This window comes from Paraburkholderia hospita (assembly GCF_002902965.1).
In the GTDB taxonomy this organism is placed as follows: domain Bacteria; phylum Pseudomonadota; class Gammaproteobacteria; order Burkholderiales; family Burkholderiaceae; genus Paraburkholderia; species Paraburkholderia hospita.
In genome coordinates, this window is the sequence record NZ_CP026106.1 from 2,104,256 (window position 1) to 2,128,569 (window position 24,314).

The 24,314-nt window shown below is 63.7% G+C and carries 28 protein-coding genes; 18 read left to right on the forward strand and 10 right to left on the reverse strand.

The genetic code is table 11. From position 1 onward, the window contains the following. Positions 1 to 19: 19 nt before the first annotated feature. Entirely contained in the window at positions 20 to 775 is a 756-nt protein-coding gene (locus C2L64_RS27765) for a DeoR/GlpR family DNA-binding transcription regulator (RefSeq protein ID WP_007587357.1), read from the reverse strand. Between the two features lie 295 nt (positions 776 to 1,070). On the opposite strand from C2L64_RS27765, the gene C2L64_RS27770 reads away from it, so the two are divergent. Both C2L64_RS27770 and C2L64_RS27775 read left to right on the forward strand, forming a co-directional pair. Next, on the forward strand, positions 1,071 to 2,627 hold the full coding sequence (locus C2L64_RS27770) for an ABC1 kinase family protein (RefSeq protein WP_176133946.1): 1,557 nt from the start codon (positions 1,071 to 1,073) through the stop codon (positions 2,625 to 2,627). Positions 2,628 to 2,746: 119 nt separating this feature from the next. Then, complete coding sequence (locus tag C2L64_RS27775) at positions 2,747 to 3,628, forward strand: DMT family transporter (RefSeq protein ID WP_007587353.1); 882 nt, start codon at positions 2,747 to 2,749, stop codon at positions 3,626 to 3,628. A 53-nt stretch (positions 3,629 to 3,681) separates the two neighbouring features. Here C2L64_RS27775 and C2L64_RS27780 read toward each other — a convergent pair whose 3' ends face one another. Then, positions 3,682 to 4,761, reverse strand: coding sequence for a L,D-transpeptidase (locus tag C2L64_RS27780; protein WP_100216047.1), 1,080 nt, complete (start codon positions 4,759 to 4,761; stop codon positions 3,682 to 3,684). A 273-nt stretch (positions 4,762 to 5,034) separates the two neighbouring features. Between C2L64_RS27780 and nadE the strand changes: the two genes are divergently transcribed. After that, entirely contained in the window at positions 5,035 to 5,871 is an 837-nt protein-coding gene (nadE, locus tag C2L64_RS27785; RefSeq protein WP_007587350.1) for an ammonia-dependent NAD(+) synthetase, read from the forward strand. 16 nt (positions 5,872 to 5,887) lie between these two features. On the opposite strand, the gene C2L64_RS27790 is transcribed toward nadE, so the two are convergent. The 5 genes from C2L64_RS27790 to C2L64_RS27810 all read right to left on the reverse strand — a co-directional run bounded on the left by C2L64_RS27790 (position 5,888) and on the right by C2L64_RS27810 (position 10,933). After that, entirely contained in the window at positions 5,888 to 6,157 is a 270-nt protein-coding gene (locus tag C2L64_RS27790) for a hypothetical protein (protein ID WP_007587347.1), read from the reverse strand. Between the two features lie 190 nt (positions 6,158 to 6,347). Continuing rightward, positions 6,348 to 6,695, reverse strand: coding sequence for a hypothetical protein (locus C2L64_RS27795; protein WP_007587346.1), 348 nt, complete (start codon positions 6,693 to 6,695; stop codon positions 6,348 to 6,350). Between the two features lie 87 nt (positions 6,696 to 6,782). Next, a complete protein-coding gene (locus C2L64_RS27800; RefSeq protein ID WP_007587345.1) occupies positions 6,783 to 7,394 on the reverse strand; it encodes a hypothetical protein in 612 nt (203 codons plus the stop codon). Between the two features lie 215 nt (positions 7,395 to 7,609). Continuing rightward, the gene (locus C2L64_RS27805) at positions 7,610 to 9,274 is read right to left on the reverse strand and encodes a S10 family peptidase (RefSeq protein WP_007587344.1); all 1,665 of its coding nucleotides are present in this window, start codon (positions 9,272 to 9,274) and stop codon (positions 7,610 to 7,612) included. Positions 9,275 to 9,373: 99 nt separating this feature from the next. Beyond that, entirely contained in the window at positions 9,374 to 10,933 is a 1,560-nt protein-coding gene (locus C2L64_RS27810; RefSeq protein ID WP_007587343.1) for a S53 family peptidase, read from the reverse strand. A gap of 332 nt (positions 10,934 to 11,265) precedes the next feature. On the opposite strand from C2L64_RS27810, the gene C2L64_RS27815 reads away from it, so the two are divergent. Then, entirely contained in the window at positions 11,266 to 11,778 is a 513-nt protein-coding gene (locus C2L64_RS27815; protein ID WP_007587342.1) for a DUF1993 domain-containing protein, read from the forward strand. 102 nt (positions 11,779 to 11,880) lie between these two features. Here C2L64_RS27815 and C2L64_RS27820 read toward each other — a convergent pair whose 3' ends face one another. Continuing rightward, a complete protein-coding gene (locus tag C2L64_RS27820) occupies positions 11,881 to 12,201 on the reverse strand; it encodes a YnfA family protein (protein ID WP_007587341.1) in 321 nt (106 codons plus the stop codon). A 150-nt stretch (positions 12,202 to 12,351) separates the two neighbouring features. Between C2L64_RS27820 and C2L64_RS27825 the strand changes: the two genes are divergently transcribed. Next, the gene (locus tag C2L64_RS27825; protein WP_007587340.1) at positions 12,352 to 12,525 is read left to right on the forward strand and encodes a DUF1289 domain-containing protein; all 174 of its coding nucleotides are present in this window, start codon (positions 12,352 to 12,354) and stop codon (positions 12,523 to 12,525) included. A 33-nt stretch (positions 12,526 to 12,558) separates the two neighbouring features. Here C2L64_RS27825 and C2L64_RS27830 read toward each other — a convergent pair whose 3' ends face one another. Further along, on the reverse strand, positions 12,559 to 13,188 hold the full coding sequence (locus C2L64_RS27830) for a LysE family translocator (RefSeq protein ID WP_007587339.1): 630 nt from the start codon (positions 13,186 to 13,188) through the stop codon (positions 12,559 to 12,561). Positions 13,189 to 13,322: 134 nt separating this feature from the next. Between C2L64_RS27830 and C2L64_RS27835 the strand changes: the two genes are divergently transcribed. From C2L64_RS27835 to C2L64_RS27880, 10 genes are all read left to right on the forward strand, one after another. Then, positions 13,323 to 13,787, forward strand: coding sequence for an Lrp/AsnC family transcriptional regulator (locus tag C2L64_RS27835; RefSeq protein ID WP_007587338.1), 465 nt, complete (start codon positions 13,323 to 13,325; stop codon positions 13,785 to 13,787). Between the two features lie 89 nt (positions 13,788 to 13,876). Continuing rightward, positions 13,877 to 14,110, forward strand: a complete 234-nt coding sequence (locus tag C2L64_RS27840) for a hypothetical protein (protein ID WP_007587337.1) — start codon at positions 13,877 to 13,879, stop codon at positions 14,108 to 14,110. A gap of 235 nt (positions 14,111 to 14,345) precedes the next feature. Beyond that, positions 14,346 to 15,020: a histidine phosphatase family protein gene (locus tag C2L64_RS27845; protein ID WP_007587336.1), complete on the forward strand. Its 675-nt coding sequence runs from the start codon at positions 14,346 to 14,348 to the stop codon at positions 15,018 to 15,020. 25 nt (positions 15,021 to 15,045) lie between these two features. Continuing rightward, positions 15,046 to 16,074 carry a phosphotransferase gene (locus C2L64_RS27850; RefSeq protein ID WP_007587335.1) on the forward strand — a complete coding sequence of 343 codons (1,029 nt, stop codon included), beginning with the start codon at positions 15,046 to 15,048 and terminating at the stop codon, positions 16,072 to 16,074. A 42-nt stretch (positions 16,075 to 16,116) separates the two neighbouring features. Continuing rightward, positions 16,117 to 16,881 carry an SDR family oxidoreductase gene (locus C2L64_RS27855; RefSeq protein ID WP_007587334.1) on the forward strand — a complete coding sequence of 255 codons (765 nt, stop codon included), beginning with the start codon at positions 16,117 to 16,119 and terminating at the stop codon, positions 16,879 to 16,881. A 44-nt stretch (positions 16,882 to 16,925) separates the two neighbouring features. Further along, positions 16,926 to 17,165, forward strand: coding sequence for a hypothetical protein (locus C2L64_RS27860; RefSeq protein WP_143055823.1), 240 nt, complete (start codon positions 16,926 to 16,928; stop codon positions 17,163 to 17,165). Positions 17,166 to 17,833: 668 nt separating this feature from the next. Beyond that, the gene (locus C2L64_RS27865; protein ID WP_009770229.1) at positions 17,834 to 19,084 is read left to right on the forward strand and encodes an acyl-CoA dehydrogenase family protein; all 1,251 of its coding nucleotides are present in this window, start codon (positions 17,834 to 17,836) and stop codon (positions 19,082 to 19,084) included. A 108-nt stretch (positions 19,085 to 19,192) separates the two neighbouring features. Further along, positions 19,193 to 20,104 carry a LysR family transcriptional regulator gene (locus C2L64_RS27870; RefSeq protein ID WP_009770230.1) on the forward strand — a complete coding sequence of 304 codons (912 nt, stop codon included), beginning with the start codon at positions 19,193 to 19,195 and terminating at the stop codon, positions 20,102 to 20,104. 171 nt (positions 20,105 to 20,275) lie between these two features. After that, complete coding sequence (locus C2L64_RS27875) at positions 20,276 to 21,544, forward strand: ATP-binding protein (RefSeq protein WP_238554849.1); 1,269 nt, start codon at positions 20,276 to 20,278, stop codon at positions 21,542 to 21,544. A gap of 155 nt (positions 21,545 to 21,699) precedes the next feature. Next, positions 21,700 to 22,455, forward strand: coding sequence for a COG4705 family protein (locus C2L64_RS27880; protein WP_009770232.1), 756 nt, complete (start codon positions 21,700 to 21,702; stop codon positions 22,453 to 22,455). Between the two features lie 30 nt (positions 22,456 to 22,485). Here C2L64_RS27880 and C2L64_RS27885 read toward each other — a convergent pair whose 3' ends face one another. Beyond that, positions 22,486 to 22,746 (reverse strand): hypothetical protein, encoded by a 261-nt coding sequence (locus C2L64_RS27885; RefSeq protein ID WP_009770233.1) that lies wholly within the window; start codon positions 22,744 to 22,746, stop codon positions 22,486 to 22,488. Positions 22,747 to 22,939: 193 nt separating this feature from the next. Between C2L64_RS27885 and C2L64_RS55040 the strand changes: the two genes are divergently transcribed. The 3 genes from C2L64_RS55040 to C2L64_RS27895 all read left to right on the forward strand — a co-directional run bounded on the left by C2L64_RS55040 (position 22,940) and on the right by C2L64_RS27895 (position 24,311). Then, on the forward strand, positions 22,940 to 23,107 hold the full coding sequence (locus C2L64_RS55040; RefSeq protein ID WP_009770234.1) for a PepSY domain-containing protein: 168 nt from the start codon (positions 22,940 to 22,942) through the stop codon (positions 23,105 to 23,107). Between the two features lie 111 nt (positions 23,108 to 23,218). Next, a complete protein-coding gene (locus tag C2L64_RS55890; protein ID WP_007745158.1) occupies positions 23,219 to 23,347 on the forward strand; it encodes a hypothetical protein in 129 nt (42 codons plus the stop codon). Between the two features lie 136 nt (positions 23,348 to 23,483). Beyond that, positions 23,484 to 24,311 (forward strand): MetQ/NlpA family lipoprotein, encoded by an 828-nt coding sequence (locus C2L64_RS27895; RefSeq protein ID WP_007745156.1) that lies wholly within the window; start codon positions 23,484 to 23,486, stop codon positions 24,309 to 24,311. Positions 24,312 to 24,314 lie beyond the last annotated feature (3 nt).

A 24,314-nucleotide genomic window follows, 5' to 3' on the forward strand; every position in this document is an offset into this window, starting at 1 on the left:
GCAATGCGAAGCGCGACTTTCACGCGATCAGGATTTCGGGGCCGCGCGCGGTGATCGCCTTCGCGAGCGCGCGGTCGGGCGCGAGCTCGGTGACGACATAGCGCGCCTTCTCCATCCCTTCGATACGCACGGGCGTCACGCGGCCGAATTTCGAATTGTCGGCGACGACGATGACCGTATTACCCGCGCCGATCATCCGGCAGCGCACCTCGGCCGCCATGCGCGAGTAATCGGACAGCTGCGCGTCGGGCGTGATGCCGCCCGCGCCAATCAGCGCGAAGTCCGCGTGATAGTGCGACAACTGGGTGATCGTATCGAGGCCGAACGCCGCGTCTTCGTTGTCCGACAGCTCGCCGCCGAGCAGCGTCACGCGGTTGTCGTTGCGCCGGCCGAGCAGCAGCGCGATGCGCCAGTCGTTCGTATAGACGGTCAGCCGGTGGCGGTCGGTCAGCGCGCGTGCGGCCGCGTGCGTCGTACTGCCCGAATCGATGATGACCGACGCGCCGTCGGGCACCAGTTGCGCCGCGCGTTCGCCGATAGCGCGCTTTGCGCTGGCGTTGGCGGCGTCGCGTGTGTCGAGGTCCGGCTCGCGCCGGTCGCTCGACAGCGCGCCGCCGTGCGTCGTCACGATCAGGCCGCGCTCGGCGAGCGCGTTCAGGTCGCGGCGGATGGTCTCGCGCGATACGTTGAGCTCGCGAACCAGCTCGGCGACCGACAGTGCGCCCGTCTTCGTGACCTGAGCCAGAATATATTGATGACGTTGTTCTGCCAGCATCTCGATGTTGTTGGCCGCTGCAAGGCGGCGAGCATGTATTCAGGGATCGGGCAAGCCCGCGCCGTATTGTATTACGCATGGAGACCCGGCGCGGAAGGAACGTGTGCTGGCTGTGGGCGGACTGTCGGGTCTTCGTTGGCTTGCCGTTGGCGGACGGCAGGCGTATGCCCTCCATATGCCCCTCGCATGCCCTTGAACCGCCCGCGTCGCAACGCTGTGGATGTTCCGCGCGCCGCATCCCTGCTAATCTGGGCGGTCTTCTCTCGCATCGCCGATGCGCTCGAACGAACCGCCGATGCCACCTCTGTTTCGCCGACTACGACTGCTGTTCCACGCGTTGCGCTATGGCGCGCGTCTCATCTGGCTCGCCGCGCCCGAGCATCACAAGCTGCACTGGATCGTCACGCTGGTTTCACGCGTGCATGCATCGCCGGGCGGGCGCGCCGGCGTGCATCGCGCGCTGCCCAATCTCGGCCCGCTGGCGAGTGCGTTCGCCGAAGCGCTCGCGCGCCGCCCCGAACTCGCGACAGGCACGCTGCACGACGCAATCGACGCCGTCAGCCACCTCGAAGCGCCCTTGCCGCCCGACCAGGTCGAGCATGCGATAGCGGCAGCGCTCGGCCGGCCGGTGTCGACGCTTTTTGCATCGATTGATCTGACGCCCGCGAAAAACGGCTTTGCCGAGCAGACGCATGTCGCGCGGCTGATCGAGCCAATCGACGGGCATCGCGACATTGCGCTCAAGCTCGTGCGCGTCGCGCAAGTCCAGGAAATCGCCGACGAGGCCGCCCTGCTGCGCTGGGTCGCGCGCTGGCTGGAGAAGCTCTCGAAGAACGCTCGCCGTCTGCGCCTGCGCGAGTTCGCCAATGCCTTCACGCAGGAAATCCTGCGCCGCTTCGATCTGCGCGCCGAAGCCGCGAACCTGAGTCAGACCGCGCATCATTTCGACGGTGACAAGCGTCTCGCGATTCCCGCCGTGATCTGGGAGCTTTGCACCGACCGCACGCTCGCGATGCAGCATATCGAATCGCTGCCCGCGCTCGATTTCGCCGGTCTGTCGGCGCGCGGCGTGAAGCTCGCGCCGCTTGCCGGGCACATTATCGAAGTCGTCACCGAGCAGGCCTTCGAGCACGGCTTCTTCCACGCAACGTTCGATGCAGCGCGCGTGCGCGTGAGCATCGATCCGGACACGCTCGGGCGCATCGTGCTCGCGAACTTCGCAGTGATGTCGAGTCTGTCGTCGCAGGAGCGCGAGTTCTTCGTGCACGGCGCGACGGCGCTGTTCGAGCAGGACTATGGACGGCTCGCGCATCTGCATCGCGATGCCGGCCATGTGTCGCAGGACACGCGCCCCGAGAAGCTCGAAGCCGAACTGCGCACGCGCGCCGAAGCGCATTTCGCGCCGCAGTCGCACGAACGCTCGGCGGGCGCGTTATTCCATCATCTGCTGTTTGCCGTGCACCCGTTCGGCGGAGATGTGCCGCCGCGGCTCGCCGCCGCGCAGCGCGCGTTCGGCCAGGCGGAGATGCTGGCGAACGCGCTGCATCCGGGCATCGATTCGTGGCAGATCGCGCGCTCGGTGCTGGCTACGCTCGCGCGCCGCGAGTTCGATCATCGCGGCTGGGTCAAGCATCTCGCGCAGGAGTTGCCGCATCTCGCGCATCTCGTGCCGCGCATCCCGCAGCTTGCGGTGCAGTATCTGCAGCATCGGCACGAAGTCACGACGGTCAGGCAACAGGCCCAGCTCGTCAGCGACGTGCTGCTCGAATACCGGCGCACGCGCTCCCTCTTATGGGCGTGCACGGTTTGCGGCGGTCTGCTCGGCGCGATTGCCGTGGTGCTCACGTACTGAGCGCGGCTTTTTTCGAGGCGCTTCGTTGCCCACGCTGCGCGAAGTGCAGCTTCGAACAAGACTGCCACGCACGCTTTGACCGATACTGCGAGCCTTGTGTCCGCAGTTCGAGTCATCCGATGCTGGTTGTTTTCAATGCCGTTGTTTTCGTGGTCCTTTGGTCGACGGGATTCGTGGTCGCGCGCGCGATCAAGCCCTACGCCGATCCGAATCTCTTCCTGCTCGCGCGCTTCGGCGGCACCGCGCTGCTGTTCATGGCGGCCGCGCTGTTCGCGCGCGTCGAATGGCCGAGGGGCCGCGCGCTCGGCAAACACCTGCTCGCGGGCGCGCTGCTGCAAGGCGTGTATCTCGGCGCGGGCTACTGGGCCGTCGCGCAGGGGATGAGCGCGGGCATCATGGCCTTGCTCGGCGCGTTGCAGCCGCTGCTGACGGCGGCCGTCGCGGCGCCGCTGTTCGGCGAACGTCTGTCGGGGCGAGGCTGGACGGGCATGCTGCTGGGTCTCGCGGGCGTCGCGCTGGTGCTCGAGCCGAAGCTCGCCGCCGCAACGGTGAGCGTCGCGCCGGATCATGCGGGCAACGTGCCGGAATGGCTCGTCGTGACCGTGTCGATTTTCGCGGTGTGCGCGATCACGGCAGGCACGCTGATCCAGAAGACATCGCTGTCGAAAGCCGATATACGCAGCGCGAGTGCCGTGCAGAATGTCGGCGCGGCTATCGTCGTGCTCGTGTTCGCGCTGGCGCTCGGCGAGCACAAGTGGATTCCGTCGCCAGCGCTGTGGGTGTCGCTCGCGTGGGGCATCGTGATGCTGTCGGGCGTTAGCGTCACGCTGCTCGTGTGGATGGTCCGGCGCGGCGACGCGTCGCGCGCGACGGCGCTGCTGTTTCTCGCGCCGCCGCTCGCCGCGCTCGAAGGCTATGTCGGCTTTGGTGAAACGCTGACGGTGGTGCAGGTGGCAGGCTTCGTCGTGGCGCTGATCGGTGTGCTGCTCGCGCGCTCGTGATTGCGCTGGCGGGCAGCGGTTTTCTCGCGCCGCCCGCCGAAGCGCCCCTTCGATTAATCCGCCGTGTCGGCGTTCGCCGGCACCTTCGCGCGGACCTTGCTGCTCGGCGCAGGCGACCACGCGGGCCGCGCCTTGCGCTGCGAATCGACGACGACGATATAGCGCCCCGCCCACGGCGTCACGACGCGGTCCGAATGCAGCACCCACAATGAGCGACCGTCGGCGACGAGCGCCTCGTAGTCGCGGTCGAGCATGCCGTAGTGGTCGAGGAACACGTTCAGCGATGCCGGTATCCGCACGCAGCCCTTCGAATGGCGGATGCCGAGAATCGGCTCGAGCTTGTCGGGATCGGTTGCGTGCATCTGGAAGCGCATCTGCGACATGCCACCCTTGCCCCAGCCGCGCTCGCCCTGCGCCCAGCCGAGATCGAAGATGCGCATGTCGTGGCCGCCGTAGCCGCGAATGCCGTTCTGGTTCATCGTGCCTTCGGCGCGGAAATCCATGTTGTCGGGCGTGTGCTCGAACACGCCGAGCGGCGTGATGAAGTGATCGAACTGCCCCGGCCTCCCCGTTGCGACGGGCGACGCACCGATCATCTGCCATGCGTCCAAAGGCGCCGCGCGAAAGTAGATGAAGAGCGCCTGCACGTTCTCGTTGCGATCGACGAGCACCACATACTCACCCGACAGATTGCCCAGATCGTTCTGCGCGAGCCCCTGCTCCAGACGCTCGCCGTACGCGCGTTGCTCCGCTGCGGGGACTTTCAGACGGCGCGTCACGCTGCGCGCGAACACGTCGCGCAACAACAGCGCGCGGCGCGGGTCCACGCGGCCGGCGGCATCGTGCGCGGCGACAGCGGAGGCGTCGATGGCAGCATTGGACGCGACTTGCGGGGCATCGGCGGCACGTGCGTATTGTGTGAACGCGGAAATGGCAAGCGCCGAGGTCAGCGAAAGCGCTAACGACAATCCGAACGACGACGCCGATCGGCGCACGCATAATCGCGCACGCGACACCGACGCCATCACATCGATCGCCCTATCCCCGTTATCACTGCGCAGTGTGCCGCTCTGCGCATCCGCCCTCTCTCGTGCAGGCGGAATGACTACCCTGTTCTGTTTTGTGCTGGTCATTTTGTTCGAACGTCACTGCCAGTCGCCCAACCCGTGCAACCGCTCGTGGCGTGCTGCCGGGCGTCTTCCGGCGCGGCAACGTTGTGCCCGCGCCGTGCTTTCGCGCTGTCCGATATCGGACGGCTACTGCATCTCTCGATTTAAAGCCTTAATCGTTCAGATTTAATTATGGGTATGCCACATTAAACCAGACAATGTGTGACGGCGCATCGAGTTCAGCACTTCATGCCATCATCGCCAGTGATATCTATGCCATTTGCAAGGAGAACGTCGATGGACCAGCAGCAACGCGCCGCGCGCCAGCGGCAGATTGCAGCCGAACTGCACGTCGCGGACCATTTCGACGCGGCGCGCGAAATCGAGCGGCGCGTCGCGTTTCTCGCCGATTATCTGCGCACGAACGGACTTGCGGCCTATGTGCTCGGCATCAGCGGCGGCGTCGATTCGTCGACGGCGGGACGGCTCGCGCAGCTTGCCGTCGAGCGTCTGCGCAAAGCGCACTACGACGCGCGCTTCGTCGCGATGCGCCTGCCGTACGGCGTCCAGCACGACGAAGCGGATGCGCAGCAATCGCTCGCCTTCATCCGTCCCGACGACACCTTGACCGTCGACATCCGCCCAGCCGCCGACGCGATGCTCGCCTCGCTCAGCGCGAGCGGCCTGCCCTTTGCCGACGCGTCGCAACAGGACTTCGTGCACGGCAACATCAAGGCGCGCCAGCGGATGATCGCGCAGTACGCGGCGGCGAGCGTGCGGCGCGGCATCGTGATCGGCACGGACCACGCGGCGGAATCGGTGATGGGTTTCTTCACGAAGTTCGGCGACGGCGGCGCCGACGTGCTGCCGCTCGCGGGCCTGACCAAGCGGCGCGTGCGCGCGCTCGCCAGGGCGCTCGGCGCCAACGACGCGCTCGCGCACAAGGTGCCGACCGCCGACCTCGAAATGTTGCGCCCTCAACGTCCGGACGAAGACGCCTACGGGATCCGTTACGAGGACATCGACGATTTTCTCGAAGGCAAGCCCGTGAGCGACGCGGTGTTCGACACCGTTATGCGCTTTTACGACAGCACGCATCACAAGCGCGCGCTGCCTTACACGCCATTCGATTGAACACGCGGCGCGTGGACTATTTGCGCGGCGGCGTTTCGTCGCCGCCAAATGGCACGGCGCTAACCTGCAGCGCTACGCCGGCCAGCTGCTTGCCGGTGAACTGCTGCGCGATGACCTCGGCGACATAGGCTTCGTCGGCTTCGACATCGACTTTCGCATACGCGTTCGACGTGCCCTGCTCGAACACTTCGATGTCTTTTGCATAGTGACCGAGTTCATGGCCGAGAAAATCACGTACTTCCTGCTCGGAGCAAGATTCGGGAATGTTCCACACGATGATCTTCATACGCGCCACGCTCTCAGTTGATGGTAGTCATGCAGCTAGCCGGATTGGCGCTGCATGCCGGACCTCGAAGCTGTGCTGTTTCCGTGCTGTTTCGTTAGTGTTTCGACCTTCAGCGTAGCCAGAAACGTGCCCCGGAGCAACGCAGGCGACAGAGGGCGCCCGCGCGTGGTCCGGCAAGCTCAGTGCAAACTCAGTCTGCGTTCTCGACGTTCGCCGCGCTGACCCACCAGGCCATCTCGCCTTGCGGCACATGCACGAGCACGGCGGAAGGATCGGCGACGCCGTCATCGGCGATCTCGCAGACGCCGAGTCCGTCAGGCAGACGCTTCACAGTGCCGGCGTCCTGAAAGAGCGAGAGACGATGCGCGTCGAGCGGGCGCAACTGGCGGTACACGTCGTAGCTGATCGCGCCCGGCGTGTCGCCGCGGATCTGCAGCGCGTCGTCCTTGCCGCACGGCGACGATGCGGCCAGCGCGGCATGACTCGCCGCGAGGCAGCCGAGCGCGGCCACGACGGCAGCGATGAATGATTGCTTCATATTGATTCTCCAGGATGTGACGGTTGGCCGCGCGTCGCGGCCTCCGGGAAAGCGGATTGAACGTGCCGGCGACAGTTGCGGCCAGGCTCAGGAGCCATCGCTGCCGATCGACGCGACGCCGCGATCGTCGTCGCACGGCGCGCTGCCGAAGCCCCCGTAATGCGCGGACCAGTTTCCGGCGATAGCCGCCTGCGCTTCGCCCAGCGACATGCGCCCTTCGCACACGCAGCGCTTGAGCTTCGCCGTCAGCAACTCCTTGCGACGCTCGCCCTTGTGCCCGCTCCATGGCAACAGATCGAGGTTGTCCTGCGCATCCGGCGATCCGCCCAGCAAGATCGGCACGCGCCGATCCAGCGCGTAACGCGTGCCATGCCCGGCATCGATGCCGCGTTCGGCGAGCAACCGGTCCTTGAGTTCCATCATGTCGTCGAACGGTGGCGAAACCGTGTCGGCGTAGCCGGGCCGGCATATCGTCGTGGCGATGTTCTGCTGCGAAACGCGCTCGTCGAGCATCGACGCGTCTTGTGCAAACGACGCCGACGCATGCAGATACAAGCCCGCCAACACGGCAACGAGCGCTATGGCGCGCAGGCGCCTCTTTCGCGCGAGACCCGTGACGCGGCTCGCGTCACTGATAGTTGATTCGATCCGACTGATGCTGTGCGCCTGCTCAAGCGCGTTCTTCTTCCCTTCGTTCATTAATCAGCGCGCCTTTGAGTAGCGCGGAAGAGTTAATTCGCAGGACAATTAAAACACATCCAGGACGCACGACGTAAATACAGCCAGATTGAATCGCTTCACTTTTTCGATGCTGGCGGCATCGAGGGCATCGCTACGGCGCCGCGATGCCCTCGCCGATGGAGTCTTGCCGATGCACGGAAGCGCCGCCATGACACGCATCAAAACAGACTCGCTCAATGCATCTTGGCAGCCGTAAGCGCCTGCAATGCGCGCACGCGCCCGAGCGCTTCCGTATTGCTCACCGCCTTCTCGTACATTGCCGCGAGATCGGCCTTCAATGCGGTGCGCGAGCCGCCGTCGAGATACACCATATGCCCCGACGGATAGAACCGCGCGGACAGGTTGTTCCGCACCTGCTGGCTCAGGAGCGGCATCTGCTGCAGATCGAGCACCGTCTGATAGAACGGCGTGACGAAGTCATAGAACCCGTTCGCCGACAGCACTTTCAGATCGACGTTGAGCGCCATCACGGCGGCGAGGTCGCCCGCCGTGTAGAGAATGATGTTGCCCTTGCTGTCGAGGCCCTTCTGCTCGCCCGTCGGATCGATATGGCCGAAGTCCCAGAACTTGAACGCCTGATCGTTCAGATCCGTGAACGCCGAGTTCGATGTGAACTTCAACTGCTCGTTCAGATAGACGTTCCACATCGTCGTGTAGACGCCCGTGACGGCCGTCATGGTCGGATCGTTGCCGCCCGAGTTCGGATCGATCTTGCCCGCGATGCCCGTTTCGATTGCGGTGACGCGGCCGTCATATGCGCCGAGCGCGAGCCCCTTCGACTTGAGCAGCGTGGTCAGGAACAGCGAATTGCCCCGGCTGTCGTACCCGGCTATGTCGAGACTCCACGCAAGCAGCGTGGCCTTGTCGATGCCCGTGTACTCGCTGAGCTTTTCGACCACGGCGCTGTCGGTGGTCGGGAACTTGCGCAACGCGTTCAGGTAGTCCGTGCGTGCGAACTGCGCGACCTCTTCGACGAACTGGCCAAGGTCCGTGGGCCGAGGCGCGATGCCGAGCTTCTTGTGATACCACGCGTCCGCGGCGGCTGTGGGCAGCGAGCCGATGGGATTGCCCGCCTGCGTGTAGTCGAGGATCGACGACTGCAGCGTGATGCCGTTCAGATCGACGCCGTCTTCATGCAGCTTGTAGGCGAGCACGCAGCTGCGCGCCGTGCCATACGATTCGCCGAACAGAAACTTCGGCGAATTCCAGCGGTTGTTCTTCGTCAGATAGCGCTTGATGAACTGCTTGATCGAATCCGCGTCCTGATCGACGCCCCAGAAGTCGCGGTTCTTGCGCGGCGCGACGGCGGCCGAATAACCGGTGCCGACCGGGTTGATAAAGATGAGGTCACTCTTGTCGAGCAGGCTGTCCGGGTTGTCTTCCATCTGATACGGCGCGGGCGGCGTGAAGCTCGGCATCGACGTCTTGATGCGGCGCGGTGCGAACGATCCCAGCAGCACGAACACCGACGACGAGCCCGGTCCGCCGTTATAGAAGAACGTGAGCGGCCGGCTCTCTTCCTTCTGGTTATCCTGCGTGAACGCGACATAGAATACCTTCGCGCTCGGCAGCGAACTGGATGGATCGACCGTTACCAGATGGCCAGCTGTTGCCGTGTAGTTGAGCTTCTTGCCGCCGATCGTGATCGAATGCTTCGTGATCGCTGCGCTCTCGCTGGTGTCGGTGACCGAGTCGTCGGGCCCGTTGCCATATGCGACGGGATCGAAGAACGGGTGGTCACCGGCCTTGTGAGACGCGCTCGCAGCGGATGCTTCCTGCGTGGCGTGTGAGTTGTGAGGCGACTGCGAACTGCCGGAAGCTGATTCTGTATTCGTCATGATCGCTCCATTGAATGCCTGTATGTGTTACCCACTGTTGCGATGCATTCATCGCCGCCAAAAGCACGGCGCCCGAGCCGCGAGCGCCCGCTCATCAGACTATAAAGCTGCCGCCACCTTCACACCATTGGGACTGCCCAATCCCGTGCAGGCATCCCAGCCGGTCGTCGCGGCATAACTGCCGTTGTTGCCCTGCGTGATGTCGTTGCAGGCGCCCGCCGCCTTGTACAGCTTCGGATTGACGAAGCCGACGGGCGCGCCCTTCGCACCGTTGATGCGCGCGATCAGCGCGGCCCACAGCGGCGCGACGGCGCTGGTGCCGCCGATCACCGTGTTGCTGCCGTCGACGATCACGTCGTAGCCGGTGAGCGGTGACGCGTCGCCCGCCACGTCCGGCACGCCGCGCCCCGTCAGCGCGTGCTTGCCCTGCGAGCCCGATACGGACAGCCCTTCCTGCCACGCCGGCACGGGGAACGTGCCGCTCACGCCCCCGCCCGACGCGCCGCCGTTCGCGCCGTCGTTCCACACCACTTCGTGCGAGACCGCTTGCCCCGAGCCTTGCAGGCTGGTGCCGCCGCAAGCGAGTACGTACGGGCTCGACGCGGGGAAATCGACATGGTCGCTGCCGTCGCCCACGCCGTCGCCGGAGCCACTGTCGCCCGATGCCGCGCAGACAGTCACACCGATCGCTGCAGCCGATTGCAGCACATCGTTGAACGCGTTCATCGACTGCGCGGTCCACACGCTTTCCGGCGCGCCCCAGCTGATCGAAATCACCGACGGTTTGTTGGTCGTGTCATGCACCGCGCGGCTGACGGCGTCGATGAAGCCCGCGTCGCTGTTGGTCGTGAAGTAGACGGCGATAGTCGCGCCCGGCGCGATCGCGCCGGCGATCTCGACGTCGAGCGTCACTTCGCCGTCCGGTCCGTTCGGATCGCCAGTAGGATGGTTGCCGCCCTGGTCGACACCAACGGCAACGACTTTCGGCGAGCCCACGCCGAGGCTCGAAAAATAGTTGTCGAGGTCGGCCGTGCGATAGCCGCCGCCCAGTTCGATGATGCCGATGCACTGGCCGCTGCCGTCGCCCTGCGGAAACCGGTACAGCGAAGCGAGTTGCAACGGCGTGAACGACGATGCCTGCTGCGCCTGCGCCGGCCGGAACGGCGGACGGATGCGGAAATGCGGGCGCGCTTGCGGGCGGTCGTCGAGACCGAGCACGGCAGTGACGACGCCATGCAGATCGTCGGGTACGCTGATCGCGCCCGTGCGGCCACGAAACTGGCCCATCGATTGATGCTCGTAGTGCTGCAGTTGAACGTCGAACGCCGTCTGGAACTGATCGATCTTGCCGCTCAGTACCACAGTGCGCGCCGAGGCGTCTTCACGCACGACCGTCAGCCCGTGCTGCGCAGCGAAGGCTTTCAGTTTCGCAATGTCGTCCGCCGATGCGCCAAAACGCTGTTCGAGTTCCTCACGTGTAAGCGGCTTTGCATCCGCCGCGCCTGCTTCGATCTTTTTCATCATCTGGGCGAACTGCGGCTCGTCCTTGCGGCGCAGCACGACGACGACCTGAATCGTTTCCGACGGATCGCACTGCGCGATCACCTTCGAACCGGGCGCGAGCGTGCGCTCGCTGCCGGGCAATGGATGCTTCGACATGGTTGCGATTCTCCCTGTGTCGACGGGCGTGGGCGCCTGGCGCTGACTCCCGTCTCATCCAGCTTGGTTGCGGCGAATGACTCGAAGCCACGCGTTTTGATACACGGTGCACCGACGGGCGCTCAGGCGCGCCGTCATGCCACGCGGCAACGACATCCGTCCGACCAATCCATTCGAACACAGTTCCAGCGCGACCGACACCTGGCCGATCGGCTAGCCTCCAGCATGGGTCAAATCGGGGTTACGTTGCTCCAGCAGCTTTTACGCTGTTGCGTTACGCTATGCGACCGCGAGCCAGAGAGCGCGCGGCTCCAGCAATTCAAGGACCCTCCATGACCATTTCGATGTTTCAGGCATCCATCCCCGTGCTGATTCGCGGCCTCACGAACCTGCAGGCCATTCTCGGCAAGGGACAGGCGCACGCGGCAGAAAAACAGATCGACCCGTCGGTGCTCACGGGCGCCCGTCTCTTTCCGGACATGCATCCGCTGGCCCGTCAGGTGCACATCGCAACGGATACCGCGAAGGGTTGCGCAGCGCGGCTGGCCGGCGTCGAAGCGCCGAAGTTCGACGACGTGGAGTTCACGTTCGACGAGCTGAACGCGCGCATTCAAAAAACCATCGATTATCTGAAGGAGTTCAACGCGGCGCAGATCGACGGCTCGGAGACACGCGCTGTAACGCTGAAGATGCGCAGCGGCCCGGTCGAGTTCACCGGCCAGTCTTATCTGCTCGGCTTCGCGATGCCGAACTTCTATTTCCACATCACGACGACGTACGACATCCTGCGTCATAACGGCGTCGAACTCGGCAAGCTCGATTTCCTCGGCAAGCCGAACAGCTAACGCTGAAGGGAAATATTGGCGAGCGATGCGCGAACCGGTTCTAGCCGGGTTCGCGCGTCGCGGCTGAAGCGAGGAATTGCGTAAGACGCGCCCTGATGCAAGTCAGACGCGCGGCTGGAATGCGATGATGCCCATGCCCGCCAGCGTCAGCGCGACGCCCGCGAGATCCCATGCGCTCGGACGCACATGGTCGACGCACCATAGCCAGAGAATCGCCACCGCTACATAGACGCCGCCGTATGCCGCATAGACGCGGCCCGCCGCCGCGCCGTGAAAGGTCAGAAGCCACGCAAACAGCGCGAGGCTCAATGCGCCCGGCAACAACAGCCACGCTGGGCCGCCGTCCTTGAGCCAGCGCCAGGGCAGATAGCAGCCGACGATCTCGGCGATCGCGGTCACAACGTACAGCAACAGGGTCTTCATCGGCAGGATTGAGGTGATCGGTCAATGCGGCGTCAAGGCTTTGGCCGTGCAGTCTATCGCCTTTATTGACACAATCACTTTGCCTGCCGGCGGCGCACCATGCGACATTGACCTTTCATCCTCCATTCAAACGATCACGAGCACGCCAGCATGAGTGTCAAATCGCCCTGTATCGACATCTGCAAGTTCGACGGCAAGACCGGTTATTGCGTCGGCTGCCTGCGCACGAAGGAGGAATGCAAAGGCTGGAAGAAGATGAAAGACAAGCATCGCCGCAAGGTCATCGACCAGAAGCCGGAACGCGCGGCGATGATCCGCAAATAAGCACGCGCAGCGCGGGCGCGCTTCACAGGCACATCAATCGAGCGACAGACGCAGCGCGAAACCGATCAGCGCGGCGGAGAACGTCCAGCGCTGCACAGACTGTGCGAGCGGATGCGCGCGCACCCAGCCGGCGATCCGCGCGGCGCCGATTGCATAGACGGCGTCGAAACACGCGCCGAGCGCAACCAGCACGACACCCAGTTCAACCATCTGCCACGCGACGGGCCCCGCTTCCGGACGCACGAACTGCGGCAACAGCACCGAACAGAACAGCAGCGCCTTCGGGTTCAGCAGATTCGTGAACAGCCCTTTGACGAACGCCGTCCGCAACGCGCCGTCCTCGTCTGTCTGCACGCCACTCGATGGCAGCGCGAACATCGGTGAGCGGAAAATCTGCACGGCCACCCACGCCAGATAGATCGCGCCGCCGTAGCGCACCACTTCGTAGAGCCACGGCGCGTTGCGCAGCAGCGCGGCGACGCCGCAAGCGGACAGCGTGACATGCGTCGCGCGCGAAAGGCCAAGGCCGACGGCGGCGGCAAAACCATTGCGCGCGCCGCGTCCGATGCTCGTCTGCAGCACGAGCGCCATGTCCGGTCCGGGCAGCGCAAACACCACGACCAGGGCCGTGACATACATGATCAGAAGATGAGCGGAAATCATGGGGAACCTCTCGTTTCGAGGCATTCATGATGCATTCGAGTGAGTAGCGAATATTGGCGATTTTCTACCACTTAGCATCACGGATTAGCGGATTGCCCTAAAATAGCTCAACCCATAAAAGGTTTCCGCTAAGCATGATCGGACTCGACAAAACAGACCGCGCAATCCTCGCCGCGTTGCAATCGGACGGCCGGATGTCCAACGCGAAACTCGCCGACACGGTCGGCCTGAGCGAAACGCCCTGCGCGCGACGGCTCAAGCGCCTCGAAAACGACGGGTATATCGAGCGCTATCGCGCGATGCTGTCGCGCTCGGCGCTCGGATATGGCGTCGTCGCGTTCGTGTACGTGCGCTTTGCCGTGCATGACCGCGCCACCGCGACGCGCTTCGAGCGCGAGGTGCTGGCGATCCCGCGCATCCTGTCGTGCCACAACGTATCGGGCAGCGCCGATTACGTGCTGCAAGTGGTCGCGCGCGACCTCGACGATTACGGCACGTTCATGCGCGACGAGATGCGCAGCTTGCCGGGCGTGACGTCGGTGGAATCGTCGCTGTCGCTGCGCGAGGTGAAGGCAAACGGCGGCTTGCCCTTGAGCTGAACCATGCGACGCAGAGCGCGAAATGCGCGGCGACTCGTGGCATAGTGAGCGCCTCGCCGTCACGGCACGATGAATCACGGAGCATTGGTATGGACCACGCAGCAGCGCGAGCCGAAGAAACCCGCGCAATGGAGCGCGTTCTGAACGCAACGAAACAGGTGCAGACGGCGTTCGCCGCGCTGCAGTCGCAATTCCCGCCGGACGGCAGCGGCCGCCCATCGCAGATCGCGTTGCAGACTTTCGACGCCGCGCTGCAGGAACTGGAAGACGCCCAATCCGAATTCGACACGATCCTCAACGATCTGCTTGACGGCAACCGTTGAGCCGACTACGCGCCGGGCGGCTGATGAAGTCCGGCGTAACGCGCGGCGCGGGCATGTACGGATGCCTCTGCCGCGCGCCGCGGAGAAGGCGGGAGTTGGCGGGGACTGACAGTTAGTTGCGATTGTGCGGGCCGCGATCATCACTATAGTGAATGACGGCTGATTCAATAAATAAACTTTCGAAATACACCCGCCGCCGCTAAGCTGGCTTCACCTCTTTAAGGCGAAGCATGTGATGGCGGAACTCTATCTGGTACGGCATGGCCAGGCGTCCCTGGGCGCCGACGATTACGACCAACTTTCGGACGCAGGCGAACAGCAAGGCATCTGGCTCGGCGAATACTTCGCACAGCGCGATATCGCGTTCGACCGCGTGATGACAGGCACCCTGCGCCGCCACGCGCAGACCGCAGATGCGATCCGGCGCGGGCTCGGTGTGCCGCGCATCGATTGCGAGATCCATCCCGGTCTCGACGAATACGACTTCCACGCACTGTTTCGCGCGCTCGGCGACGAGCACAGCGCGCTGGCCGAACGCGCCACGCGCAGTCCACGCGATTTCTTCAAGGCTTTGCGCGAAGTCCTGCAACTGTGGACGGAAGGCGCGCTCGACGGCCGCGCGCCCGAAACCTGGGTCGCGTTCCAGCAACGCGTCGCCGAAGCGCGCGGCGCGATCCAGCAAGGCAGCGGCCAGCGCGTGCTGGTCGTGAGTTCCGGCGGCGTGATCGCCGCGCTGACGCAGCAGGTCTTGCAGGCGCCCGCCGCCACGGCCATCGCGCTCAACATGCAGATACGCAACAGCAGCGTCAGTCATTACTTCTTCAATCGCGACACGCTGCATCTGTCGAGCTTCAACGGCATCGGCCATCTCGACGATCCGCAGCGCCGCGCCTTCCAGACCTATGGCTAATTCAGGGCTTAACGCATCGAACGATATGACTTGCGATCACCACGACACCACGCTCGACCTCGCCCGCCTTGCACGATATCTGGAGCAACACGTCGCGGGCTTCCGCGGCCCGTTGCGCGCGACGAAGTTCGCAGGCGGCCAGTCCAATCCGACTTATCTGCTCGACGCGCAGAGTGGCCGCTACGTGCTCCGCCGCCAGCCGCCCGGTCAGTTGCTGAAATCGGCGCATGCCGTCGACCGCGAATTCCGCGTGCTGAGCGCGCTCGCCGATACGCCCGTGCCTGTCGCGCACGCCTGGCATCTGTGCGAGGACCGCGAAGTAATCGGCAGCATGTTCTACGTGATGAGCTACGAGGAAGGCCGGATCTTCTGGAACCCGGCGCTGCCCGAAGTGGAGCGCGACGCGCGACGCGACTATTATGCGTCGATCGTGAAGACGCTCGCAGCGTTGCATGACGTCGATCCTCAAGCAGTGGGACTCGCCGACTATGGACGCGCCGGCAATTACTTCGAGCGTCAGATTGGCGTCTGGACGAAACAGTACCGCGCCGCCGAAACACAACGCATCGACGCGATGGAAGCGCTGATCGACTGGTTGCCCGCGCACTGCCCTGCCGATGGACTGCGCGCATCGCTCGTGCATGGCGACTTCCGCATCGACAACCTGATCTTCGCGAGCGACGCGCCACAAGTACGCGCGATTCTCGACTGGGAACTGTCGACGCTCGGCGATCCGCTCGCCGATCTTGCGTACTTCTGCATGTGCTTGCGGCTGCCCGCGCACGGTCATATCACGGGATTGCGCGGACAGGATCGCGCGGTCCTGGGTGTGCCCGACGAAGAAGAAATCATCGCCCAGTATTGCGCGCTGCGCGGGCTGCCCGCGATCGACAACTGGCCGTTCTACCTTGCATTCAGCTTCTTCCGGCTTGCGTCGATTGCGCAGGGCGTGAAGGCACGCGCGCTGCAAGGCAATGCATCGAGTGCGCAGGCGCATCAGGTCGGCGCGATGGTCGAGCCGCTCGCGCAACTTGCCGCCGAGCTGATCGCGTAAGCCTCGAACACAATCATCGACGAGAACATGAAGGAGACAACATTGAGCACGAACCTTTTCGACCTGACGGACCGCATTGCACTCGTGACGGGCGCGAGCCGCGGGATTGGCGAAGCGATCGCGAGATTGCTCGCGCAACAGGGCGCGCATGTGATTGTGTCGAGCCGCAAGCTCGAAGAATGTGAGCATGTCGCGGCGGATATCCGCGCGGCGGGCGGGAGTGCCGAAGCGTTTGCGTGTCACGTCGGGCATATGGAGGACATCGCGGCGACGTTCGCGCATATTCGCGAGAAGCATGGGCGGCTGGATATTCTCGTGAATAACGCTGCCGCGAATCCCTATTTTGGGCACATTCTCGATACGGATCTTGCTGCGTATAACAAGACTGTCGAGGTGAATGTGCGTGGGTATTTTTTTATGTCGGTGGAAGCGGGCAAGTTGATGAAGGAGCGAGGACGTGGCGCGATTGTTAATACGGCGTCTGTCAACGCGCTGCATCCTGGTGATATGCAAGGGATTTATTCGATCACCAAGGCGGCTGTCGTCAACATGACCAAGGCGTTTGCCAAGGAATGTGGGCCGCTCGGGATTCGCGTTAATGCTCTGTTGCCTGGGCTTACGAGGACCAAGTTTGCTGGCGCGCTGTTTGAGAACAAGGATATTTATGACCAATGGGTCAGCAATATTCCGCTGCGCCGGCATGGGGAGCCTTCTGAAATGGCCGGGACGGTGTTGTATCTCGTTTCTGATGCAGCTAGCTATACGAATGGGGAATGTATTGTTGTTGATGGAGGATTGACCGTCTAGGGTTTTTTTGCCCTGCGGGCGCGTTGGTTCGCGGTGCGGCGTATTTGCTCTTTGCGTTGGGCTTTGCGTTGGGCTTTGCGTTGGCCTTTGCGTTGGCCTTTGCGCTGGCCTTTGCGCTGGCCTTTGCGCTGGCCTTTGCGCTGGCCTTTGCGCTGGCATCCGCGGTTTGTCTTCGTGCTTCACGCGTCGCCCCTGTGCGGGGCGGCACCTACTTTTCTTTGCCGCCGCAAAGAAAAGTAGGCAAAAGAAAGCGGCTAACACCGCTAATTCTTGTTTTTGCCTGAGGGCCCCCAAAGGGTCTTACGCTTCACACGGCAGCGCGCCGGTCCGCGCTCGTTGCCAACGCTTCGAACAGATGCCTCACCCGCTTCAGACACCTGCACAAGGGCAAGCGGCAGCCAATGGTTTGTGCCGCCCAGGTGGCAAACTGTGTGTAGGTTGTCGCGTCGTATAGCTTGGCGCTCTTACATGGAGGAACGCGTGCGCTATCGGTCCGAAGTGAGGCGTGCGAGGCACTACGGCCTACACACAGTTTGCCACCTGGGCGGCGGTGGAATATCTGACGCGGCGTGCGGCAATGCGGGGGCGTGAAGCGGGTGAGGCGCACCGCAAGAGCGTTGGCAACGAACATGGGTCACGTGATTGCCGTGTGAAGCGTAAGACCCTTCGGGGGCCCTCAGGCACGAAGAAATGTTGGCGGTGTTAGCCGCTTTCTTTTGCCTACTTTTCTTTGCGGCGGCAAAGAAAAGTAGGTGCCGCCCCGCACAGGGGCGACGCTTGAAGCACGCTAACAAAACGCGGATGCCAGCGCAAAGGCCAAAACGCCGAACCGCGACCCATGAATTACGAAGGCATAACGCGGATGCCAGCACAAAGGCAAACACCCAACACCAGCACTCGCGCACCAAGTACCAAGTACCAAGCACCAAGCACCAAACAGAGGAAACACATCATGAACTTCGGCTACAGCCAAAAAGTAGAAACCCTCCGCCACCGCGTACGCGCCTTCATGGACGAGCACATCGTGCCCCGCCACGCCCAGTGGCTCGACGAAGTGCATGCGGGCCACTTCCCCGCCTCCTTCATGGAAGAGCTAAAAGCAAAAGCCAAATCCGAGGGCCTGTGGAACCTGTTCCTGCCGCACCTGAAGAACGACGAACCCGGCACAGCCCTGACGAACCTCGAATACGCGCCGCTAGCCGAAATCATGGGCCGCATCTCCTGGGCCCCCGAAGTCTTCAACTGCAACGCACCCGACACAGGCAACATGGAACTGCTCCACATGTTCGCGACACCCGCGCAACGGGAGCAATGGCTCACACCACTACTTGAAGGCACAATCCGCTCAGCCTTCGCGATGACCGAACCCGACGTCCCGTCGTCAGATGCAACCAACATCACGACATCGATCCGCCGCGACGGCGACGACTACGTGATCAACGGCCGCAAATGGTTCATCACGAACGCCGCGCATCCGAACTGCAAGATCTTCATCGTGATGGGAAAAACAAACCCGGACGCGGAAACGCACCAGCAACAAAGCATGATTCTCGTGCCCGCAGAAACGCCCGGCGTGAAAGTCATCCGCAACATTCCCGTGATGAACCACATCTCACCGGAAGGCCATTGCGAAATGACATTCACAAACGTGCGCGTCCCCGCCACGAACCTGCTCGGCGAAGAAGGTAGCGGTTTCGCGCTCGCGCAGGCGCGGCTCGGACCGGGACGCATCCACCACTGCATGCGCTCGATCGGCGCGGCGGAACTCGCGCTCGAACTGATGATCGAGCGGTCGCAGGAACGCAAGACGTTCGGCAAGTATCTGCATCAGCACGGCACGATCGGCGAATGGATTGCGAAGTCCCGCATCGAAATCGATCAGGCAAGGCTGCTCGTGCTGAAGACCGCGTGGCTCATCGACGAAGTCGGCGCCAAAGCAGCGCGCAAGGAAATCTCGATGATCAAGGCGATCGTTCCGCAACTGCACACCACCGTCTGCGATCGCGCGATGCAGGTGTTCGGCGCAATGGGCCTGAGCCCCGATACGCCGCTCGCCGATCACTGGACCTGGGGCCGCGCGCTGCGTTACGCGGATGGTCCCGATGAAGTCCACCTGCAGGCAATCGCGCGCATGGAACTCGCACAAAGCAAGGAGACGCTGGGAGCCGCCGCCGCGTATCTGACCATGCCGCCGCGCGATTGAATGCACACACGGACGCAACGCATCGATGCCCTCGCTTATCATGTCGACTCGGCGTGAGGCCGGTGTAGGCGCTAAAGCGCTAACTCCCGTCGACAAGGAAACTCCGCGATGCGTCCACCCAAACTCGATCTGAACCTCTTCGTCGTATTCGAAGCGATCTACGACAAACGCAACCTGACGCGCGCGGCCGACATGCTGTTCATCACGCAGCCCGCCGTCAGCAATGCGCTCGCTCGTATGCGCAAGGCGTTCAACGATCCCCTCTTCGTCAGCACGCCGTCGGGCATGGTGCCGACGCCCCTGTCCGAGAACATCATCGGCCGCGTGCGCGAAGCGCTGCAATTGCTGGAAACGAGCGCAACGGAAGGCGACGTGTTCGTGCCCGCCGCGTCGGAGCGCACGTTCCGTCTCAGCATGCCCGACTTGACCGAGGCGATCCTCCTGCCCGCGCTCGGCGAAGTGCTGCAGCAGCAGGCACCCGGCATGCGCATCGAAAGCTATTTCACCCCGCGCAGCGAAGTGGCCGCCGCGCTCGCGACGGGCAAGATCGACTTCGCGATCGACGTGCCCCTCATCGACGATCCGCAACTGCATCAGATGCCGCTCGGCAGCGACCGCTACGCGTGCATGCTGCGCCACGATCATCCGTTCGAAGGCGACACGCTGTCCATGGACGACTATCTCGCGCTCGGCCACATTCAGGTGTCGAGCCGCCGACAGGGCAGCGGCCTCGTCGACGCCGAATTGCACAAGCTCGGCAAGCGCCGCCAGTTGCAGATGCGCGTGCAGCACTACATGGTCGCGCCGCTCATCGCGCTGCGCACCGATCTCGCGCTGACCGCGCCCGTGCAGTTGCTGCAACGCTACGACGCGCGCATCCTCGCACTGCCGTTTGCGCTCGCGAAGCTCGAATGGCATCTGTACTGGCATCGCAGCGGCGAGCAGGACCAGGCGAACCGCTGGGTGCGCGGCGAAGTGATCCGGCTGATGAAGGAAATGGCCGAGGCAGGCGGCGTGTAGAACGTTGCCGCACGTCAGTGACGGCGGCAGCAACATCTGGTAAGGAAAGGCCTCTTTTCACGGCTGTTCCGCGTTTTGGAAACGGCCTCTTGCGGCGATCATCGCTTGAATCCGCAGGCGCGCGTGCGCCTGGCGGAGCGACCTAAGCGAATCATCGACGTAGAGAAAGACGTGAATACCTTGTTCGCACGAACGGTGCTGTTATCGGTGGCGATGTTGCTTACCGTGCATGTCGGTTATCGGCTGATCGAGTCGGTTTCTTTAGCCGCTGACGGCTTTCCTTCCAGCGCGCCGCAAGCGGGCGCGTCGTACGCCGCGCGCGAAGACACCTTCCTCGATACGGGCGACGCGACGCGCATCGGCCCCGCGCTGTCGATCCGTCCGCGCATCGTCGATCTCGGCGCGTCCGTCACACCCAGCCTGCGCGCCGCCGTGTGGAACGCCGCTCCGATGTCCGCCTCGTTGCCCACCTCATTGACCGCCTCAATGAGCGCGTTCGCGCTGGCCGACACCGCATCGCCCGATAGCTGGGACGATGCGCCCTTCTCCTACGCTTACGACCCGCGCTTCGCGCCGTTGATCCTGTCGCTGCCTGCCGCGTTGATCGCGCTGTGCGCCTACTGGTTCTGCCAGATGCGGCGCAACCTGTGCGAGCTCGCGCAGATGGCGCGCAACGCGGACGCAGGCGGCACCGCGCTGCGCGCGCCCGATCGCGGCGTGTGCGACGTGCGCGTGCTCGCGCGCGCGTTGAACGACCTGATGGGCCGCCACAGCCGTGCACTCGACGAACAGTCGACGGCGCTCGCCGCGTTCTCGCGGCAGATCGACGCGCGCGTCGCCCGCTTGCGCACCCGTGCGCTGCACGTCGCGCAATGGCACAGGCGCGTGGGGTTCATCGAAGACATCGACCTGTTCTCGAACGTCGCGCGTCAGTTCGTCGACGTCGTGGGACGCAGCGAAACGCAAGCGGCGCATGTGTGCGTCGATGCATGGCTGCACGACCGCTTCGTGCACGGCGCCACGCTCGACGACGCGAAGATCGTGCTGCGCCTGAATGCAGGCGCGGACTTCAAGCTGCCGCGCAACGCGCTGGAGCGGCTCGTCGGCAATCTGGTCGGCAATGCGCTCGCGCACGGCGCGCCGCCCATCGAAATCTGCACGGCGCGCGGCGTGCGCACGTGGATGCTGAGCGTGCGCGATCACGGCAAGGGCATCAGCGAAAGCGAACTCGCAGCGGCGACGCAGCCGTTCGTGCGCTTCACGTCGAACGAGACAACCGACGAACCACACATGGAACTCGGCGAACATTGGGGACTCGGACTCGCGATCGTCAGCCGGCTCGCGCAGCATTGCGGCGCGAAGCTCAAGCTCGGCAATCATCCCGAAGGCGGGCTGTGGGCGCGCGTGATCGTGTCGATGCCCAAGGCCCGCCTGAATTGACGCTCACGGGTTCCATGGCGGATTCCACCCGGTTGAAAGCAGAGGAAATAAGGCTCTCTTAAGCAGACGCCCCCTAGTCTGTGGCCTTTGTGCCGCGCTGCAGCGAAACACGACGCTCGACGCGGCGCCCTTCACTCACTTTCACGCCCGACGCCATGGAAAAACTGAATAACGCCGTCGCCAAGGTTCCCGAGGTCACGCTCGCGTTCTGGATCATCAAGATTGCCGCTACCACGCTCGGCGAAACGGGCGGCGATGCCGCTTCGATGTCGATGAGCCTCGGCTATCTCGTCAGCACGCTGATCTTCGGCGTCATATTTCTGGTCGCCGTGACCGCGCAGATCAAGGCGGACCGGTTCAATCCCGTGTTGTACTGGATCACGATCATCGCGACGACGACGGTCGGCACGACGCTCGCCGATTTTGCCGACCGCTCGCTGGGCATCGGCTATGCGGGCGGCAGCGCGCTGCTGCTAGGCCTGCTGCTCGCCTCGCTGCTGGTCTGGTATCGGACGATGGGGTCGGTGTCCGTCACGACCGTTTCGTCCTCGAAGGCAGAAATGTTCTACTGGGTGACGATCATGTTCTCGCAGACGCTCGGCACCGCGCTCGGCGACTGGACAGCCGACACCGAAGGTCTCGGCTATGCCGGCGCGGCGCTGATTTACGGCGGCCTGCTGCTGGCGATCGTCATCGCGCACTACGCGACCCGGATGCCGCGCACCTTGCTCTTCTGGGCGGCGTTCATCCTGACGCGCCCGCTCGGCGCCGTAGTCGGCGATTTCCTCGATAAGCCGATCGCAAACGGCGGTCTCGCGATGAGCCGCTATGGCGCATCGATCGCGCTCGTCCTGTTCATTCTGGTTTGCGGGACGCTTTTCCGGCAGCGGCCAGCGAAGGTTTCGCACTAGTTGCGCGATACGGCCGCCCACGCAGCGGCGCTAATTTGCAGCGCTGCGCCTGTGCAGGCAGTCGTCTGGGCGCAACTTGCTGCCCCGCTCCGCGACGGGCACCTTGCAGTTGTCGACGCGCTGGTCGTCGCTTGCCTTGTTGCCAAGACGTTCCTTTAGCGTTTTGGGTTCGCTTGCCGCGGTGTCGTCGGCAGCGGCGGCAGCGGCGGCATTGGCCGCATGCGCCGACGCAGCGCCACCCATCGCGACCAGCGCAACAAACACATACGCGATGGCGGACGTTGACGGCATCACATGCCCTCCCGTGACTGTTGCCCAATATTAGGTCAACTCGCCGCCGGGAAGATTGCTTACTCATTCTTCCGAGCGCGCACCGCGTCCCAGCACGCCATTATTCGTTGGCAAATCCTGAGAACGATCCCTTCTCGGGCAACGTGCTCGCCGCGCAGCGCTGGGATCAGCTCGATCCGGGGGCGCGCGCGCTGTGTCGGTGATTTATCCGCTGCATACGGGCGAACTCGGCGGGCCACTGCTGATGACTGTTCTGGGCGTCGGCGGCCTCGCGCTGTTCGAGCTTTCCGTGACGGGCGTCTGGCAGTGGTGGCGGCGTCGCAAGGCGCGCCGCATGCCCAGCAGCACACGCAACCGCTAACGGCACCCATAGCGCCGAAACTACTTTGATTCTGAACATTGATTGGTTCGCTCGCGCGACGGCCTTCGCTACATTGAAGGCTTCGATCACAGCCGGGCCCGAGGGCGATCAATGGCACAGCTTCTACGCTTTGCATCCTTCACGCAGTCGCGCGCCCTGCGCGACTTCCTGACGACGGCAGCCGCCGCGCTCGCCCTCAGCTACTTCGGAACCCCGCAATCCGACCGTTTTCCGGACTGAAACCCGGCGAAACGCGCTACTGGAACGCCTTAAAACGCTTGCGCTCATACGCGATAACGATAGCGCTCGATATTATTTGCGCGGCCACGAGCGGCTCTCTACGATCTCGGCATCTTCAACCGATGACTTCTGAATCATGAAAACAACCAAGACGCTCAAAGCCGCACTCTTCTCCGTTCTGCTGACATGCGGGATTGTGAGCGTACAAGCGGCACTCGCCGCGGACCAGACGGTGCGCGTCGGCATCATGTCCGGCGAAGACGAAGACGTGTGGCGCGCCGTCGCGGCCAACGCGGCGAAGCACGGCATCAAGGTCAAGATCACGACGTTCTCCGACTACACGCAACCCAATGAGGCGCTCGCGCAACACGACCTCGATGCCAACTCGTTCCAGCACAAGCCGTATCTCGATGCGCAAATCGCCGCGCGCCACTATGACATCGTGCCTGTCGGCTTTACCTATGTGCAGCCGATCGGCCTCTACTCGCGCAAGGTGAAGTCGGTCGCAGCGCTGCCGCAAAACGCGACCATCGGCGTGCCGAACGACCCGAGCAACGAAGGCCGCGCGCTGCTGCTGTTGCAGGCCAACGGGCTCATCAAGCTGCGTCCCGACGTGGGCCTGCTGCCGACGGCTCGCGACATCGCGGACAATCCGAAGCATATCCAGATCAAGGAACTCGACGCGGGCATCGTGGGCCGCGCGATCACCGATGTGGACGCAGCCGTCGTCAACACCGACTGGGCGATCAAGGCGGGCATCCAGATTCCGCAGGAACGCATCGCGCAAGAAAAGGTGCCGGGCAATCCGTATCGCAACTTCATCGCGGTCAATGCGAAGGATGCGAAGGCGGCCTGGGTGAAGACGCTGGTCGACAGCTATCAGCAGGTCAATGTCGCTTCATCGATCCTGACCGTCTATCACGGCGCAACGCTGCCCGCATGGGACGGCGCACCGCAGCACTAAGCG

Coding starts and splice junctions, on each gene's coding strand:
- C2L64_RS27805 (WP_007587344.1), bottom strand. CDS start 9,274: ATGACGAATACAGAATCAGCTTCCGGCAGTTCGCAGTCGCCTCACAAC.
- C2L64_RS27845 (WP_007587336.1), top strand. CDS start 14,346: ATGGCGGAACTCTATCTGGTACGGCATGGCCAGGCGTCCCTGGGCGCC.
- C2L64_RS27880 (WP_009770232.1), top strand. CDS start 21,700: ATGGAAAAACTGAATAACGCCGTCGCCAAGGTTCCCGAGGTCACGCTC.
- nadE (WP_007587350.1), top strand. CDS start 5,035: ATGGACCAGCAGCAACGCGCCGCGCGCCAGCGGCAGATTGCAGCCGAA.
- C2L64_RS27865 (WP_009770229.1), top strand. CDS start 17,834: ATGAACTTCGGCTACAGCCAAAAAGTAGAAACCCTCCGCCACCGCGTA.
- C2L64_RS27770 (WP_176133946.1), top strand. CDS start 1,071: ATGCCACCTCTGTTTCGCCGACTACGACTGCTGTTCCACGCGTTGCGC.
- C2L64_RS27825 (WP_007587340.1), top strand. CDS start 12,352: ATGAGTGTCAAATCGCCCTGTATCGACATCTGCAAGTTCGACGGCAAG.
- C2L64_RS27830 (WP_007587339.1), bottom strand. CDS start 13,188: ATGATTTCCGCTCATCTTCTGATCATGTATGTCACGGCCCTGGTCGTG.
- C2L64_RS27775 (WP_007587353.1), top strand. CDS start 2,747: ATGCTGGTTGTTTTCAATGCCGTTGTTTTCGTGGTCCTTTGGTCGACG.
- C2L64_RS27800 (WP_007587345.1), bottom strand. CDS start 7,394: ATGAACGAAGGGAAGAAGAACGCGCTTGAGCAGGCGCACAGCATCAGT.
- C2L64_RS27850 (WP_007587335.1), top strand. CDS start 15,046: ATGACTTGCGATCACCACGACACCACGCTCGACCTCGCCCGCCTTGCA.
- C2L64_RS55890 (WP_007745158.1), top strand. CDS start 23,219: ATGGCACAGCTTCTACGCTTTGCATCCTTCACGCAGTCGCGCGCCCTG.
- C2L64_RS27810 (WP_007587343.1), bottom strand. CDS start 10,933: ATGTCGAAGCATCCATTGCCCGGCAGCGAGCGCACGCTCGCGCCCGGT.
- C2L64_RS27870 (WP_009770230.1), top strand. CDS start 19,193: ATGCGTCCACCCAAACTCGATCTGAACCTCTTCGTCGTATTCGAAGCG.
- C2L64_RS27895 (WP_007745156.1), top strand. CDS start 23,484: ATGAAAACAACCAAGACGCTCAAAGCCGCACTCTTCTCCGTTCTGCTG.
- C2L64_RS27795 (WP_007587346.1), bottom strand. CDS start 6,695: ATGAAGCAATCATTCATCGCTGCCGTCGTGGCCGCGCTCGGCTGCCTC.
- C2L64_RS27765 (WP_007587357.1), bottom strand. CDS start 775: ATGCTGGCAGAACAACGTCATCAATATATTCTGGCTCAGGTCACGAAG.
- C2L64_RS27885 (WP_009770233.1), bottom strand. CDS start 22,746: ATGCCGTCAACGTCCGCCATCGCGTATGTGTTTGTTGCGCTGGTCGCG.
- C2L64_RS27840 (WP_007587337.1), top strand. CDS start 13,877: ATGGACCACGCAGCAGCGCGAGCCGAAGAAACCCGCGCAATGGAGCGC.
- C2L64_RS27835 (WP_007587338.1), top strand. CDS start 13,323: ATGATCGGACTCGACAAAACAGACCGCGCAATCCTCGCCGCGTTGCAA.
- C2L64_RS27790 (WP_007587347.1), bottom strand. CDS start 6,157: ATGAAGATCATCGTGTGGAACATTCCCGAATCTTGCTCCGAGCAGGAA.
- C2L64_RS27815 (WP_007587342.1), top strand. CDS start 11,266: ATGACCATTTCGATGTTTCAGGCATCCATCCCCGTGCTGATTCGCGGC.
- C2L64_RS27820 (WP_007587341.1), bottom strand. CDS start 12,201: ATGAAGACCCTGTTGCTGTACGTTGTGACCGCGATCGCCGAGATCGTC.
- C2L64_RS27780 (WP_100216047.1), bottom strand. CDS start 4,761: ATGACCAGCACAAAACAGAACAGGGTAGTCATTCCGCCTGCACGAGAG.